At 38.9% G+C, this 16,999-nt stretch carries 15 protein-coding genes; all 15 read right to left on the minus strand.

Going from position 1 to position 16,999, the window contains the following annotated elements; translation table 11 throughout:
• Positions 1–66 precede the first annotated feature (66 nt).
• Entirely contained in the window at positions 67–309 is a 243-nt protein-coding gene (locus tag ACI3K6_RS20040) for a YlmC/YmxH family sporulation protein (protein WP_335477117.1), read from the minus strand.
• 103 nt (positions 310–412) lie between these two features.
• Complete coding sequence (locus ACI3K6_RS20045) at positions 413–1,648, minus strand: M16 family metallopeptidase (RefSeq protein WP_435556213.1); 1,236 nt, start codon at positions 1,646–1,648, stop codon at positions 413–415.
• A gap of 99 nt (positions 1,649–1,747) precedes the next feature.
• A complete protein-coding gene (locus tag ACI3K6_RS20050; RefSeq protein ID WP_435556214.1) occupies positions 1,748–2,692 on the minus strand; it encodes a polysaccharide deacetylase family protein in 945 nt (314 codons plus the stop codon).
• A 121-nt stretch (positions 2,693–2,813) separates the two neighbouring features.
• Positions 2,814–4,931: a polyribonucleotide nucleotidyltransferase gene (pnp, locus tag ACI3K6_RS20055; RefSeq protein WP_435556215.1), complete on the minus strand. Its 2,118-nt coding sequence runs from the start codon at positions 4,929–4,931 to the stop codon at positions 2,814–2,816.
• A gap of 224 nt (positions 4,932–5,155) precedes the next feature.
• Positions 5,156–5,425: a 30S ribosomal protein S15 gene (gene rpsO, locus ACI3K6_RS20060; protein WP_335477121.1), complete on the minus strand. Its 270-nt coding sequence runs from the start codon at positions 5,423–5,425 to the stop codon at positions 5,156–5,158.
• Positions 5,426–5,582: 157 nt separating this feature from the next.
• Positions 5,583–6,548 carry a bifunctional riboflavin kinase/FAD synthetase gene (ribF, locus tag ACI3K6_RS20065; protein ID WP_435556216.1) on the minus strand — a complete coding sequence of 322 codons (966 nt, stop codon included), beginning with the start codon at positions 6,546–6,548 and terminating at the stop codon, positions 5,583–5,585.
• A gap of 30 nt (positions 6,549–6,578) precedes the next feature.
• Positions 6,579–7,499, minus strand: a complete 921-nt coding sequence (truB, locus tag ACI3K6_RS20070) for a tRNA pseudouridine(55) synthase TruB (RefSeq protein ID WP_435556217.1) — start codon at positions 7,497–7,499, stop codon at positions 6,579–6,581.
• A gap of 55 nt (positions 7,500–7,554) precedes the next feature.
• Complete coding sequence (gene rbfA, locus ACI3K6_RS20075) at positions 7,555–7,929, minus strand: 30S ribosome-binding factor RbfA (protein ID WP_335477326.1); 375 nt, start codon at positions 7,927–7,929, stop codon at positions 7,555–7,557.
• Positions 7,930–7,946: 17 nt separating this feature from the next.
• Positions 7,947–8,228 (minus strand): DUF503 domain-containing protein, encoded by a 282-nt coding sequence (locus ACI3K6_RS20080; protein WP_435556218.1) that lies wholly within the window; start codon positions 8,226–8,228, stop codon positions 7,947–7,949.
• Positions 8,225–10,510 carry a translation initiation factor IF-2 gene (infB, locus tag ACI3K6_RS20085; protein ID WP_435556219.1) on the minus strand — a complete coding sequence of 762 codons (2,286 nt, stop codon included), beginning with the start codon at positions 10,508–10,510 and terminating at the stop codon, positions 8,225–8,227. The genes ACI3K6_RS20080 and infB overlap by 4 nt, the downstream gene beginning before the upstream one ends.
• Before the next feature lie 20 nt (positions 10,511–10,530).
• Positions 10,531–10,833, minus strand: a complete 303-nt coding sequence (locus tag ACI3K6_RS20090; RefSeq protein ID WP_335477329.1) for a YlxQ family RNA-binding protein — start codon at positions 10,831–10,833, stop codon at positions 10,531–10,533.
• Positions 10,830–11,114 (minus strand): RNase P modulator RnpM, encoded by a 285-nt coding sequence (rnpM, locus tag ACI3K6_RS20095; protein ID WP_335477330.1) that lies wholly within the window; start codon positions 11,112–11,114, stop codon positions 10,830–10,832. Before rnpM ends, ACI3K6_RS20090 begins: the two co-directional genes overlap by 4 nt.
• A 16-nt stretch (positions 11,115–11,130) precedes the next feature.
• On the minus strand, positions 11,131–12,252 hold the full coding sequence (nusA, locus tag ACI3K6_RS20100) for a transcription termination factor NusA (RefSeq protein ID WP_435556220.1): 1,122 nt from the start codon (positions 12,250–12,252) through the stop codon (positions 11,131–11,133).
• Positions 12,253–12,287: 35 nt separating this feature from the next.
• Positions 12,288–12,758 carry a ribosome maturation factor RimP gene (gene rimP, locus ACI3K6_RS20105; RefSeq protein WP_435556221.1) on the minus strand — a complete coding sequence of 157 codons (471 nt, stop codon included), beginning with the start codon at positions 12,756–12,758 and terminating at the stop codon, positions 12,288–12,290.
• A 204-nt stretch (positions 12,759–12,962) separates the two neighbouring features.
• Positions 12,963–16,999 (minus strand): PolC-type DNA polymerase III (locus tag ACI3K6_RS20110; protein ID WP_435556222.1); only part of this gene is annotated, 4,037 nt, incomplete at its 5' end.

A 16,999-nucleotide genomic window follows, 5' to 3' on the forward strand; every position in this document is an offset into this window, starting at 1 on the left:
AGTTTTCCATACGCATATATATAAAAAAAGCCCAAGCAACTATTAAATTGCTTGAGCTTTTTACCATTATTCTTCTTCCGGTACATCGATAATGATCATATCGGATCCAATTTTTTTAATGTGGGTCCAAGGCACTCGCAATTCTTCCCCTTGCTTTCTAAAACCAAACCATTTTAATGATGGGATTAGCAATGCCTGAATTTGTCCGGTATTTTCATTAATTTCTAAATCCGTCTGTCCGAGAACACCCAGTCGTTCTGCTTTTTTAACGTCAACTATTTCTTTTCCGCTTAATTCACTAAGTCGCATTCCCTTTGACACTCCTCTACCTTTTTTATTAGTGTATAATGAGACGGACAAAAATAGACTAAAGAAAAAGAGGCAGCCAGATATATGACTACCTCATTTCTTTTTATAAATTTGCTGGAAATTCACCGTCTGGACTGATCAAGGATACAGAAAATTCGTCTGTAAAGATCGATCTTGCCATGTCGTCTACACTCTTCTTTGTTACCAAGTCAATTTCAGTAATAATTTCATCTAGGGAACGGTGACGCTTCAACAATAGTTCGTTTTTGCCATTTCGGCTCATCCGGCTATTGGTGCTTTCTAAACTGAGCATTAGGCCACCTTTTAATTGTTCTTTGCTATTAGTTAATTCTTTTTCCGTAATTCCATTTTGTTTTAATTTTTCAAGCGTATCCTGGATGGTTTCATAAAGCACATTAAGCTGCTTTGCTCCAGTCCCCCCGTAAACAGTAACAATCCCGCTATCCTGGTATGCGGAATGATAGGAAAAGACAGAATAAGCTAAACCCCGCTGCTCACGTACCTCTTGGAATAATCTTGAGCTCATGCTTCCGCCTAAAATATTATTTAAAGTAATTAAACTGTATATATCATCGTGGCCAACTTTTAATCCATTAAACCCGATACATAAATGGGCCTGCTCCGTTTCTTTTTTACGAGAAATTCGATTCGAATGAAATTCTGGAATGTTTTCAGTAGGCTCGTTATTTCCGCCTTGATAAGACCCAAAATATTGTTCCACTTCTGAAATAAAGGACTCTGATATATTGCCCGCAATGGAAATGACGACATTTTCTGGGGTGTAACGCTCGTGGATGTATTCCTTTAGCGAATCACCTGTAAATGTATTTAAGGTATCTTCTGTTCCAAGGATTGGATATCCAAGTGGATGTTCACCATAGACTGCCCTACTTAGTAAATCATGGACAATATCATCAGGTGTATCTTCATACATTTTTATTTCTTCTAAGACAACATTTTTTTCCTTCTTTAATTCCTCTTCAACAAAAGTTGAATTAAAAAACATATCAGCTAGAACATCCAAAGCAAATTTAGAATGTGTATCAAGAACCTTCGCATAATAGCAAGTATATTCCTTTGAGGTAAACGCATTTACTTGACCACCAATACTGTCAAAGGATTCCGCAATTTCTTTTGCTGTTTTAGTCGTGGTTCCTTTAAAAAACATATGTTCAAGAAAATGAGAAATTCCATTTGTTTGTGGATCTTCGTTTCTTGATCCTGTTCCAATCCAGATCCCAATTGCAACAGACCTGACGGTAGGAATTTGTTCTAAAACGATTCTTACTCCATTTTGGCAAGTGTATTTATTTATCATCGACTTCCTCCTGTCTTTAAACAGCAGATGCTAGTATTCCATTGTCCATTATACCTATTATGGCTAATTTCTCCAACTTTTAGGTATTTTTTACTCCGATTATTTCATTATACGTTCTTCTTCCATTAATTCAGAGACGGTACCGATTTTTAGATTCTTTTTTTCAATTAAAGTGATTAGACGGTCAAGCGATTTTGCGGTTGATTCTGTTGGATGCATCAGGACCATTGAACCATTATCGATTTTTGAAATAACTCGATTGATTAACACATCGGGTGCCGGCTTTTTCCAATCAACAGTATCTACCGTCCACATGACGGTTTTCATGTTAAATTCATTAGCTACACGGACTGTTTCATCTCGATAGCTTCCGCTTGGGGGTGCAAACCAAGAACACTTGACCCCAGTTGCAGCCTCGATGATTTCATTGGTTCGTTTAATCTGTTCTCTTGCCTGTTCTGCTGTTAATTTAGCCATATCTGGATGAGAATAGGAATGGTTCCCCACTTCATGTCCGGCGCTTACAATCATTTTTGCCAATTCAGGATTCTTTTTTACCCAATTTCCTTCTAGAAAAAAACTAACCGATACATGATGTTTTTTCAATGTCGCCAGCATGTCAGATAAGAATTCATTTCCCCAAGCAACATTAATGATGAACGTAACCATCGGTTTGTCTGGATGTCCTTTATATATTGGTGAAGGTGGTAAATCATCCAATTGCACTTTAGGTTTTACCTGTTTTAGTACTAATTTCTTTTCATCGAAGGTACCCTTATGTTTCATATTTTTATAAGAAGCAGCAAGATCCACTTTAAGACCATTATAGCCAGGGATCGCCTTCCATACTGGATCAATTTTTGCATCCGAAGGTGGTATTTCATATGTAGAAGCATTTTTTACAATACTTTGATAAAGTGGGTCTGAATTTTTAATGGTAGGAATTGCTTGATTCTTTATCGAACCGACATATTTATTAACCACCGGGTTATTTACTACTAGCCAAGCAAATAAAATCATAAAAATAATGGACGCCTTTTTCATTCTACCTTTCCCCCTCTTCTATAAAGAGTATGTAAAATGCGGACAAGGTAGAACGTGTATGTATGGCCTAAACCATGCAAAAAGTCAGGGAAAACCCTGACTACAATGGTGTTGGTTTATATTATTGATTTTGCTCTGCTTTTTCACGCTCTTCTTTTAAGACTGCTTTGCGTGATAAATTAACGCGGCCTTGCTTATCAATTTCGGTAACTTTTACTAATAATTCATCACCGATTTTAACAACATCTTCCACTTTTCCTACACGTTCTTCAGCAAGCTCGGAAATGTGAACCAATCCATCTTTGCCAGCAAAGATTTCTACAAAAGCTCCAAATTTCTCAATCCGTTTAACCTTACCAAGATACATTTGTCCTACTTCTACCTCACGAACAATATCTTCGATAATTTTCTTCGCTTTTTGGTTCATTTCCTGATCTGCCGAGGCAATAAAAATGGTACCGTCTTGTTCAATATCAATCTTAACGCCGGTTTCTTCGATGATTTTATTAATTTGTTTTCCGCTCGGTCCAATTACGTCGCGGATCTTATCCGGATTAATGTTCATGGTTAGAATCTTCGGTGCAAATGGAGACAGCTCTTCCCTTGGCTGCGCCAATGTAGCTAACATCGAATTCAAAATTTGCATTCTGCCTACTTTTGCCTGTTGTAGGGCTTCTTCTAAAATGTCACGGGAAAGACCTTCAATTTTGATATCCATTTGCAAGGCTGTTACCCCTTTGGATGTTCCGGCAACCTTAAAGTCCATATCCCCAAGGTGGTCTTCCATGCCTTGAATATCTGTTAAGACAGTATAGTGTTCACCAGATTTTACCAATCCCATGGCAATACCGGCAACTGGAGCTTTAATTGGTACACCCGCATCCATCATCGCCAAAGTGCTGGCACAAATGCTGGCTTGTGAAGTAGAACCATTTGATTCCAAAACCTCAGATACCAGACGGATGGTATAAGGGAAATCAACCTCAGAAGGAACTACCGGTTCTAAGGCACGCTCACCTAGTGCTCCATGTCCAATTTCACGACGGCCTGGTCCTCTGATTGGGCCCGTTTCACCCACACTAAAGGATGGGAAGTTATAATGGTGCATGAAACGTTTTTCTTCTTCAATGCCTAATCCATCAAGAATTTGAACATCTCCCATTGCACCAAGTGTACAAATGCTTAAAGCCTGAGTTTGTCCACGGGTAAATAATCCTGATCCATGGGTCCGTGGTAAAATTCCTACTTGAGACGATAAAGGACGGATTTCATCAATTTTACGTCCATCCGGGCGAATCTTTTCAACCGTGATTAAGCGGCGAACTTCACCTTTAACCATTTTATCTAAAATTTGTTTAACTTGTTTTAAATCTTCATCTGTAGCTTCTTGCTCAGTATATTTTGCCAATACCTGCTCTTTCACTTGAGAAATGGCATCCTCACGGGCATGCTTTTCTTGAACTTGAATGGCTTTCACCATATCTGCTTCACACATTTCTCTAACTTCAGCTTCAAGCTCTTTGTCAATTTCATATAAAGCAATCTGTCTTTTTTCTTTGCCAATTTCAGAAGCAATTTTCTCTTGGAACTCAATCAAACGTTTAATCTCTTCATGACCAAACATAATGGCTTCAAGCATTACTTCTTCCGGAACCTCATTAGCTCCAGCTTCAACCATGTTGATCGCGTCTTTCGTACCGGCAACCGTTAAATGAATATCACTCATTTCAGCCTGTTCAACCGTTGGGTTAATAACAAACTCTCCATTAATACGGCCAACAACTACCCCAGCGATTGGACCCTCAAATGGGATATCTGAAACACACAAAGCTAAAGATGAGCCAAACATCGCAGCCATTTCGGTAGAACAATCCTGATCCACACTCATGACAATACTAATAACTTGTACGTCATTACGGAATCCATCTGCAAATAACGGACGGATGGGACGGTCAATTAAACGGCTAGCCAAAATAGCTTTTTCACTTGGTCGGCCTTCACGTTTAATAAAACCGCCCGGTATTTTACCTACAGCATATAAACGTTCTTCATAGTTGACTGTCAATGGAAAAAAGTCTAAGTTTTTAGGTTCCTTTGATGCTGTTGCAGTACTTAGGACTGCCGTATCTCCATAGCGTACCAATGCCGCTCCGCTAGCCTGTTTGGCTAATTGGCCGATTTCAACCGTTAATTTGCGGCCAGCCCAATCCATGGAGTATTCATGTCTCAATTGTTCCATACTTTTACCCCTCTCTATCTAAATCCCTTAGGAGGATCTTTCCAAACAATTTAAAATTTCACTTTAGCTATAAAAAAGTGTAGGATGATATCACATAGAAATTTATAGATATCCATAATACTTATAGTATGGACAAAAAATCTTGTATTAAAAAATATGTATAAAATATTCTTTTTTCTATTTAAAAGCTAATAAAAAAGCGGGAAAATTCCCGCTTCCGTAAACTAACGACGTAGACCAAGCTTATTGATTAACACGCGGTAACGTTGAACATCTTTGTTACGTAGGTAAGTCAAAAGATTACGACGTTTACCAACCATTTTCAAAAGACCGCGACGTGAGTGGTGGTCCTTCTTGTGAACGCGTAAGTGATCGTTCAAGTTGTTGATTTGTTCAGTAAGGACAGCGATTTGAACTTCTGCAGATCCAGTGTCGCTCTCATGAGTTTTATACTCATTGATTAGTTCGTTTTTCCGTTCTTGAGTGATTGCCATCCATATTCACCTCCTAATATACAATCCCCTGTTACCGAGCAAGCGTCGGTGACTCGACTTGCCAAGCAAAGGTTATTTTTAATACGTAATTAAGAATACAATGTTTTTTTATAAAAAGCAAGTTAAAAACAGATTATATTGTAGGAAAAACTTATATTTACCATGAACTTTTAGTATTTTGTCGATTACCTGCAAAGTATTCAATGGCTGTTTCTTTATCTGATTCAATTTGTTTTACGAGTTCTTCGATACCGGAGAATTTTTTTTCATTTCTTATATATAAGTGCCATTCAATTATTACTACTTCTCCGTAAATATCCTCGTTTAAATCAAAAAGATGAACTTCAATAGAAAGCTTTACTGCTTCTTTATTAAAGGTTGGTTTGTAGCCCACGTTGCAAACTCCATTGTACCAGCAATTTCTAACCTTCATTCTAACTGCATAAACACCCAGCGGTGGAAGGAGATAAAGATCCTTTAAATCCACATTTGCTGTAGGGAAGCCTATCGTTCTGCCACGTTTATCCCCGTGGACTACAACACCAGTCGTGGTATAAAATCTACCAAGTAATGCGGGGAGCTCATTAGTTTTTCCTTCCATTAACAGATTGCGTATTCTGGTGGAACTTACTTTTTCATGAGCTTCGGTCAGTTTTGGTACAATTGTAAAAGTAAATTGATCTCTTGAATGAAAGGGTAAGGTTTCCATATTCCCCTTCCCCATTCTCCCATAGGTAAAATCAAACCCCGCCACCACATGTCTTACATGGAGACTGATAATAAATTGATCAATAAACTCCTGAGGCAGCAAACCGGCAAATTCCTCTGTAAAATGAACAATAAACAGATAATCAATCCCTAAACCTTCTATTATATTTATTTTTTCCTGTAATGGGGTGATAAACTGAACATGTTGTTTATTTTTCCCTAATACAACTGAAGGATGGGGATCAAAAGTCATAACCGCACTTTTCATACCATTTACATTTGCAACCCTTTTGGCCTCCATAATCACCTCTTGATGACCACGGTGGACTCCGTCAAAATAACCCAGGGCCATTACCAATGGAGGAAATTCATCTGTATTTATGTTTAATGGAAAACTAAGCCTCTTCACTTCCAATAGAAACTCACCTTTTCTAATCCGTAACCTTTATTCTTGATCATTCCTTAAAACCTTCAATGGTTTTAAAAGATCTGGCTTATTTGGATGCTTTGCATAAATGGCCAGCGCAATTCCATTATCAGTTTCAGCAATAATCGGTCCGTTACAATTTTTTAAATGTTCTGGAATACTTAATAGTGCACCATTTTTCACTTTCTCTGCTACTTTATCATTAATTATTAATTTCGGCAAATGAGAAAGCGCAGTTTCTAATGGTTTTAACACTGATTCAATTTTACCTTCTGCCGCTAAAGTTTCAATTTCTGAAAATGTGAAGCAATCATTTAAGGAAAAGGAGGCCGATTGAATTCTTGTTAAAAAAGACATATGTGCAGGGTATCCTAAAGCCTCCCCTATCATGACTGCCAATGTTCTAATATACGTACCTTTACTACAATGTACTCGAAAACGGAAACTGATTGTCTCTCCGGAAAACTCTGTTCGATCATCTAATAGTTCGTTGGAATAAATCATGACCTTCCTAGTTGGACGCTCCACTTCGATTCCTTTTCTAGCGTACTCGTAAAGACGAATTCCCCCAACCTTTACGGCTGAAAACATCGGCGGAGTTTGTTCGATTTCCCCTGTGAGAGCTTCCAGCACCTTGCTGATATCTTCCCGATGAATCACTCTATCAACGTTTTTTTTCTCCACTATTTCTCCAGAAGCATCCTCAGTAGTTGTGGAAAATCCGAGGGTTACTTCACCTTCATAAGCTTTTCCAGCATCGGTGATATATTCTGCCACTTTTGTCGCTTTCCCAATACAAATAGGAAGAACCCCTGTAACATCGGGATCAAGTGTACCAGTATGTCCGACTTTCTTCGTTTTTAAAATTTTTCTTAATTTAAATACACAATCATGACTTGTCAGCCCGGCAGGCTTATATAATGGCAAAATTCCTTCCACCCATCAACACTTCCTTTCTAACCGAAAAAAATGGATAGACAAATGTCTATCCACTCTACTCTTCTTCATTCGTCGTTTCCAATGGTTTATCATCGGAATGAAGTTGATGAAGAAGGGTTTCAATTCGATTTCCATAATCTATGGATTCATCAAATTCAAAAATAATTTCAGGTGTTTTTCGGAGCCGGATCCGATGGCCAATTTCAGTTCTGATAAATCCTTTTGCTTTGGCCAATCCTTTTAAGGTGTTTTCCTTTTGCTCGTCATCACCCAATACAGAAATAAACACTTTTGCCTGTTGAAGATCTCCGCTGACTTGAACATCCGTTACCGTCACAAAACCAATCCGTGGATCTTTTAGCTTGCGGCCGATAATATCGCTCAATTCCTTTTTCATTTGTTCTCCAACACGGTTCGCTCTAAGGCTCATCCTATTCACCTCTTAACTTAAAGCCATTCAAACTCGGTGATCGTCCTCTCTATTTCAGGAAACGAGTCAATAAATTTTAGAGCATTTTGCAACTCCAGCTCAGTAGAACTATGAGCTGCCGTTACTGCTACTATGGCTATTTTTGTCCTTTGCCATACATCCTGATAATCCACTTCAGCAACAGAAATATTAAATTTTTGTTTTAAGCGGGTGAGGATTCGCTGTAGGACAGCTCGTTTTTCCTTTAATGAATGTGCATCATAGATGACACATTCACAAACGACTGAGCAAAAAATCATTTGCGCTCTATTTCTTCCATTACATAAGCTTCAATGATATCTCCTTCTTTAATATCATTAAAGTTTTTAATGGTTACACCACATTCGTAGCCTTGTGCTACTTCTTTTGCATCGTCTTTATAACGTTTTAAGGCATCAATCGTTCCTTCAAAAATGACGACACCATCACGAATCACTCGCACGCCACTATCGCGGGTAATTTTACCGTCAATCACATATGAACCAGCAATGGTTCCAACTTTTGACACTTTAAATGTTTGGCGAACTTCTGCCTGACCAATAATTTTTTCTTCAAATTCTGGATCAAGCATACCCTTCATGGCGGCTTCGATTTCTTCAATCACTTTATAAATGATTCTATGAAGACGGACGTCTACCTTTTCAGCATCTGCAGCCCGTTTGGCATTCGCATCAGGACGAACATTAAACCCAATGACAATTGCATTAGACGCGGAAGCAAGGCTGATATCTGATTCATTAATCGCACCTGTTCCGTTATGAATGATTTTAATATTGACACCTTCAACATCGATTTTTAGCAAGGATGCGGCAAGTGCTTCAGCAGATCCTTGAACATCTGCTTTAATGATAATATTTAGATCCTTCATTTCGCCTTGTTTCAATTGTTCAAACAAATTATCAAGGCTGACGCGGGATTTTTCGCCACGTTGTGCAGCAATTGCCTGCTGAGAACGTGCTTCCCCAACTTGGCGGGCAGTTTTTTCATCATCGAAAACAACAAATCGGTCACCAGCTTGTGGTACATCACTTAACCCGGTAATTTCAACAGGTGTAGATGGACCAGCCTCTTTTACGCGGCGCCCAAGATCGTTAACCATTGCACGAACACGACCATGTGTGTTACCTACAACGATTGGATCTCCAATCTTTAACGTACCGTTTTGCACAAGCAATGTGGCAACAGATCCACGGCCCTTATCTAATTTAGCTTCGATAACAGTACCAACGGCATTTCGTTTTGGATTTGCTTTATATTCTTCCACTTCACTGACTAATAAAATCATTTCTAACAAATTATCGATTCCTTCGCCTGTTTTAGCAGAAAGAGGAACAAATATGGTATCTCCACCCCAAGCCTCTGAAACCAACCCATGCTCTGTTAACTCTTGCATGACACGGTCTACATTTGCATCAGGTTTATCCATTTTGTTGACAGCAACAATGATCGGAACTTCAGCCGCTTTTGCATGGTTAATGGCTTCTACTGTTTGTGGCATAACACCATCATCTGCTGCTACAACAAGGATGGTAATATCAGTGATTTGAGCTCCACGAGCACGCATGGTTGTAAATGCAGCGTGTCCTGGTGTATCAAGGAACGTAATTTTCTTTCCATTTTCTACTACCTGATAGGCACCGATATGCTGGGTAATCCCACCTGCTTCTCCCTCGGTAACTTTCGTATTACGAATTGAGTCCAAGAGAGTCGTTTTGCCGTGGTCAACGTGACCCATAATGGTTACAACAGCTGGCCGCTCAATTAAATCCCCCGAAGCATCTTCAGTAAAATAAATTTCTAGGTCAGTGGTGTCAACTTTAATTTCTTCTTCAACTTCGACCCCATATTCGCCGGCAATTAATTCAATTGCATCTTTATCCAACTCTTGGTTGATTGTTGCCATTACCCCTAGTAAAAAGAGCTTTTTAATAATTTCCGATGGCTCTCTGTGCAGTTTTTTGCCAAGTTCAGCAACTGTTAAAGAATCGCTAAAGGTAATTTTGGTAGGGAGTTCTTTTTCTTTCTTCTTTTGTGGAGCCGCCACTTGTTGGACTGGCGCTTGATTTCGCTTTTTATTATGATGATGATTGCGATTTTGTTGGAAGTTTTGTGGCTTATTTTTTGATTTCCCTGGTTGGAAAGCCTTATTTTCCTTTGTTTGAGACTCTTGATCGTGCTTTTTGCCCTCTTTTGCTTTTGGAGCAACTGCAACTTTCACCTTATTTGACACAGCTAAAGTCTCTTCATCTTCTAATGTAGAAGAAGTTGTTTTAGCCTGAACCTGAGGCTTTTGTGCATTTTTCTGTTGTGCAGGACGAGCATTGCCATTTGGTCGATTTTGCCCTGCTGTGTTTCCGGTTTTTGGCTGTGATTGACTGTTTTCCTTTTTATTGTAAACAGCATCCAGTTTTTTTACATCAGCGTCTTCAAGTGTTGCCATATGATTTGAAACCTCTATATTCATTTCTTTTAATTTTGTAATAATTTCCTTACTGGAAAGGTTGTGTTTTTTTGCATACTCATAAACACGTATTTTACTCATTAATTTCACCCCCGCAAGATTTAATCGAGCAACGTTACCAGTTTCTTGGCAAATCCATCATCCAATACAGCTACAACAACGCGGGCTTCTTTGCCAATTGCTTGACCTAGAAGAAAACGATTTTCCACCATTTTGATGGGAACCTCATACGTTTTACATTTATCTGTAATTTTTTTCATCGTATTTTGAGATGCATCTGCGGATAATAAAACGAGCTTTGCATTTCCACTGCGGATCTGCTTTACGGTTAGCTCCTCACCTGATATGATTTGTCGTGCCCGATTGGCTAATCCAAGCAATGACATCCATTGATTTAGTTTCATTTGGATGACGAGCTCTCCTTCTCTATCAGTTCTAGCAGTTCATCATACAAGGAATCATTTATCGCAACATCTAAATGGTTTGATAAAATATTCTTCTTCTTTGCAAGTAGAACAGCTTCTTTTTCCCTTGAAAGGTATGCCCCTCTACCGGATTTTTTTCCGGTTAGATCGATTGACACGTCTCCCTCTTTTGAGCGAACGATGCGAACGAGTTCTTTTTTCGGTTTCATCTCACCGGTTGCAACACATTTGCGCATTGGAACTTTTTTTCGATTGTTCACAATCATTCACCTCTTCTTACTCTTGATCATTATCATATTCGAAATCAGAATCTACTTGATCATCAAAAAGCCTAATTGTTTCTTCCCGTGGATATATTCCTAAGTCACGAGCCTCTGATTCCGATTTGATATCAATTTTCCAACCTGTTAATTTTGCTGCTAAACGAGCATTTTGCCCTCTTTTACCAATTGCTAAAGACAGTTGGTAATCAGGAACCACTACTGTTGTTGCCTTTTCCTCTTCATTCACCATTACATCAAGAACTTTAGATGGACTAAGTGCATTTGCAACGAAGGTTACTGGATCATCCGACCATTTGACAATGTCGATTTTTTCACCTTTTAGTTCATTTACAACGGCTTGAACTCTTGTTCCTTTTGGACCAACGCAAGAACCAACCGGGTCTACTTCAGGATTTTCGGAATGGACGGAAATTTTCGAACGGTCTCCTGCTTCGCGTGCCACTGATTTAATCTCGACAGTCCCATCATAGATTTCTGGAACTTCAATCTCAAATAGTCTTTTTAACAAACCAGGATGAGTACGTGAAACAAAAATTTGCGGACCCTTTGTTGTTTTTTCTACTTTCGTAATAAAAACTTTTATCCGATCATGTGGCTTATATCTTTCATTCGGCATTTGTTCATTTATTGGCAACAGTGCTTCAATTTTACCTAGGCTAACATAGATAAATTTGGAATCCAGACGTTGGACAATTCCAGTCATAATATCTTCTTCACGATCAATAAATTCGGAGTAGATAATTCCTCTTTCCGCTTCACGGACACGCTGTGTTACAACCTGTTTTGCTGTTTGTGCAGCAATACGGCCGAAATCTTTTGGAGTAACCTCCATTTCCACAACATCTTCAACCTGATAATTTGGATTGATATGTCTTGCTTCCGCTAAAGAAATCTCTAAGCGTGGATCAAAAACCTCATCCACTACTTCTTTACGAGCGAATACTCTCATTGAACCTGTTTCTAAATTTAAATCAATTCTAACATTTTGCGCCTGATTGAAATTTCGGCGGTAAGCCGAAATAAGTGCAGCTTCAATGGCTTCGATTAAAATATCTCTTGATATACCTTTTTCTTTCTCAAGTATGATAAGAGCATCCAATAATTCGCTGCTCATTAGCTTGTATCCCCCTAACCTTTATATATAATTTTCTATGAAAAAGTTACTGCTAATCGGGCATTCGCCACTTTTTCATAAGGAATTTCAATTGTTTTTTTACGAGTTTTTATTTTGATTTCGATTTTCACGATTTGTCCATCGAATTCTTTTAAGATTCCTTCAAAGCTTTTTTCACCGTCAATCGGTTCGTAGGTTTTAATAAAAATATTTTTCCCAATCGCTTTTTCAAAATCCTTCTCTTTTTTAAGCGGACGCTCTGCACCTGGTGAAGATACTTCAAGGAAATAAAGATGAGGAATTGGGTCTGCCTCGTCAAGTTTTTCACTTAGCCGTTCGCTTACAAGACCACATTCTTCTATATCTACTCCTGTATCCTTATCGATGTATATGCGAAGGAACCAATTTTTCCCTTCCTTTACATACTCAATTTCCACTAATTCCAGACCAAGTTCTTCGACAATTGGTGCAGCCAGTTGTTCTACAACCTCGGTTACTTTGCTCATGCAATCCCTCCTTTTCCACCCTTACCTTATGTAGTTTCCGGAAAGTTTAAGTAAGATAAAAAACACTATAACAACACGAAAGAGTGGGTTTCCCCACTCCTTGTACACGAGAGTATTTCTTAGTATTTCCATTAAAACTATACCATAATCAATATATTTATGCAAACTTTTACAGATAAAGGCTAGATGCACCTCTTACAAATATTAAAAGAGAGAAAGCTGATTTTGTTCTGGTAATGCTCTGAGACAACCTTGTTTATCGAGATACTCGAGAATAGTCTTTGAGACTTTTCCACGTTGCTGCAAGTCTTCTTTAGATAAGAATTCCCCTTCTCCCCTAGCTTTGACTATGTTGACTGCTGCATTCGCCCCAAGACCAGGAATTGAATTAAATGGTGGAATTAATGAATTCCCTTCGATAATAAATTCTGAAGAGGCAGACTTATATAAATCATAATTTTGGAAGGTAAAGCCTCTCTCTGTCATTTCCAATGCCAATTCAAGAACTGTTAATAGGTTTTTCTCTTTATTTGAGGCATCCAATCCTTTGGCATTGATTTCTTCAATTTTTGCCCGAATCGATTCTGATCCCCTTGCCATTGCTTCAATATCAAAATCTTCGGCCCGTACAGTAAAGTAGGCTGCATAGTATAGCAATGGCAAGTGCACCTTAAAATAGGCAATCCTGACAGCCATTAACACATATGCTGCGGCGTGAGCCTTTGGGAACATATATTTAATTTTTTTACAGGAATCAATGTACCATTCTGGTACTTCGTTTTTACGCATTTCTGCTTCCATTTCTTCTGACAAGCCTTTACCTTTACGGACAGATTCCATGATTTTGAACGCAAATGATGGTTCAAGTCCTTGATATATCAAATAAACCATAATGTCGTCACGACAACCAATTACTTCACTTAATGTACATGTTCGATTATGGATTAGCTCTTGTGCATTTCCTAACCATACATCTGTTCCATGGGAAAGTCCGGAAATTTGTACGAGTTCGGAAAAGGTTGTAGGTTTTGTGTCTTCAAGCATTTGTCTAACAAATCTTGTACCAAATTCCGGTATACCCAGGGTACCCGTTTTACACATGATTTGTTGTTCCGTTACACCCAATGACTCCGTACCGCTAAAAATCTTCATGACTTCTGGATCATCAGTTGGGATCGTTTTTGGATCAATACCACTTAGGTCCTGAAGCATCCTAATCACTGTAGGATCATCGTGCCCCAGTATATCTAGCTTTAGTACGTTATCATGGATAGAATGGAAGTCAAAATGAGTTGTACGCCATTCCGATGTTTTATCATCTGCCGGAAACTGAATTGGCGTGAAATCATACACATCCATATAGTCCGGAATAACAATGATACCGCCCGGATGCTGACCAGTGGTTCGTTTAACCCCTGTACATCCTGATGCTAGGCGTTCGACTTCAGCACCACGGATTTGCAGATTATGATCCTGTTGATAGGCTTTTACGTAACCAAATGCCGTTTTGTCAGCAACCGTTCCAATTGTTCCAGCACGATAAACATAATCCTCGCCGAACAAGACCTTTGTATAGTTGTGGGCTCGTGGCTGATACTCTCCAGAAAAGTTCAAATCTATGTCTGGAACCTTGTCTCCCTTGAAGCCTAGGAAGGTTTCAAAGGGGATATCATGTCCGTCTTTTTTGTATTTTTCTCCGCAATTTGGGCAATCTTTGTCTGGTAAATCAAAGCCAGAACCGACAGATCCATCATTAAAGAATTCCGAATTCTTGCATGATGGGCAGACATAATGAGGTGGAAGTGGATTGACCTCTGTAATTTCAGTCATAGTTGCTACTAAGGAAGAGCCAACAGATCCACGTGAACCTACTAAATAACCGTCATCGAGTGATTTTTTCACGAGTTTGTGAGAAATCAAGTAAATAACGGCAAATCCATGACCGATAATACTCTTCAGTTCTTTCTCCAATCGGGCTTCAACGATTTCTGGGAGTGGGTCTCCATAGATTTTATGGGCCATGGCATAACTCATTTGCCGCATTTCATCTTCTGCACCTTCAATTTTAGGTGTGTATAAATCATCTTTAATCGGTTTAATCGTATCAATCATATCAGCGATTTTATTCGTATTGGTAACAACAATTTCCTTTGCCTTTTCTGCACCTAGAAAAGAGAAGGCATCTAGCATATCATTCGTCGTTCTAAAATGAACATCAGGAAGTTCATGGCGGTTAAGCGGGTTGGCTCCTCCCTGTGAACTGATGAGAATTTTGCGGTATATTTTATCATTCTCGTTTAAATAATGAACATTTCCAGTTGCTACAACTGGGATGCCCAGCTTATCGCCCAGTTTTACAATATTACCGATAATTTCCTCTAAATCTCTTTCATTACGAATTAATTCCATCTCGATTAAAGGGGCATACACCTGTTTTGGCAAAACCTCTAAATAATCATAAAATCCCGCGATGGCTTCGACCTCTTCTGGAGATTTTTGCATCATACCTTCGAAGACTTCGCCCTTATCACAAGCAGAGCCAACCAGAATCCCTTCCCGATATTTTTGCAGAACCGATCTCGGAATCCTCGGAACACGGTAAAAATATTCGAGATGCGAAATGGAAATTAATTTAAATAAATTTTTCAAACCAATATCATTTTGAGCAAGAAGGATACAATGAGAAGGACGGGCACGCTGATAGGCATTTCCTTTACCCATATTTTCATTAAACTCATCATGATATTGTATCCCTTTTTCGAGAGCATCCTTTAACATTTTTAATAATAAATAGGCAGTAGCCTCTGTATCATAAATCGCCCGGTGGTGCTGAGTTAATTCAATATCAAACTTTTTCGCTAATGTATTCAACCGGTGATTTTTAAGCTCCGGATACAAAAAGCGGCCTAGTTCTAATGTATCAATGACTGGATTTTTCGCTTTGTCCAATCCGATATTTTTATAACCTACATTTAAGAATCCCATGTCAAATGATGCATTATGGGCAACCAGTACTGCATCGTCTACCCAATCATGAAACTTTGTTATTACCTCATTGACTTCTGGAGCATTTTCCACCATATCATCGGTAATTCCAGTTAAATTGATGATCGTTGCCGATAACCTTCGATGTGGTTTGGCGAAAGACTCGAACCGATCGATAATTTCCCCGTTTCTTACCTTAACCGCTGCAAGCTCAATGATCGTGTCATATACAGCGGAAAGTCCTGTAGTCTCAACGTCAAAGACAACAAAGGTATCTTCCGCCAGCAAACGATGCGCATCATTATAAGCAATCGGTACGCCGTCATCGATTAAATTTGCCTCAACCCCATAGAGGATTTTAATATCATTTTTCTTTCCTGCGCCGTAAGCTTCTGGGAATGATTGGGCAACAGCGTGGTCTGTAACTGCAATTGCTTTATGCCCCCATTTTTTCGCTTGGGCGATTAATGTGCTGACCGGTGTTACAGCATCCATTTGACTCATTGGTGTATGCAAATGCAGTTCAACCCGTTTTTCGTTCTCTGGTGCTGTATCTTTGCGTTGTGCAGGTTTCATTTCGTTGATGTCATTACCAATCATGACAAGATCACGAACAAAGGTATCGTTTTGAATACTTCCTCTTACCTTAGCCCACATCCCTTTTTTCACCCGTTGGAAATTGGCGGCATCCTCTTTGTCGCGAGAAAACATTTTCACCATAATCGAACTTGTGTAATCGGTAATTTTAAAGGTTAATAATGAGCGTCCGCTTCTAAGTTCACGAATTTCAGACGCAAATATATATCCTTCAACAACCACTCTTCTCTCTTCATCGACAATATCAATCATATTACGATAGTCGCTGTCATCCTTAATGGTAAGACCTATGGTAAGGGGTCCATCAGGAACATCCCCTGAAGCTGAGTCTCTTTCTGCCTCCTGCTTCTGCATTTCCACCATCGCTAATAACGCGCGTTCTTGGTCTTCCTTTTGCTTGGCTATTAAAAACTGTTCATATTCTTCATTTTTTTCTTCGCTGTTCATAACAGTATCAATCGACAAAAGAGGAAATCCCACTGATTGATAAATATCTGAAATAATAGAGGCATATTTATGCTTTAGTGTCATCGCTTCTGCTTCATTACGCGTGGTGATTAAAACCTTGTTTCCATTTACTGTTGGTACCTGTTCATTTAAGAGCTTTTGTAAAGGAGGTGAAATACCATCAATTTGTTGTATGCAATAGCTCCAGTACT

This window comes from Neobacillus solisequens, assembly GCF_051233465.1.
In the GTDB taxonomy this organism is placed as follows: Bacteria; Bacillota; Bacilli; order Bacillales; family Cytobacillaceae; genus Neobacillus.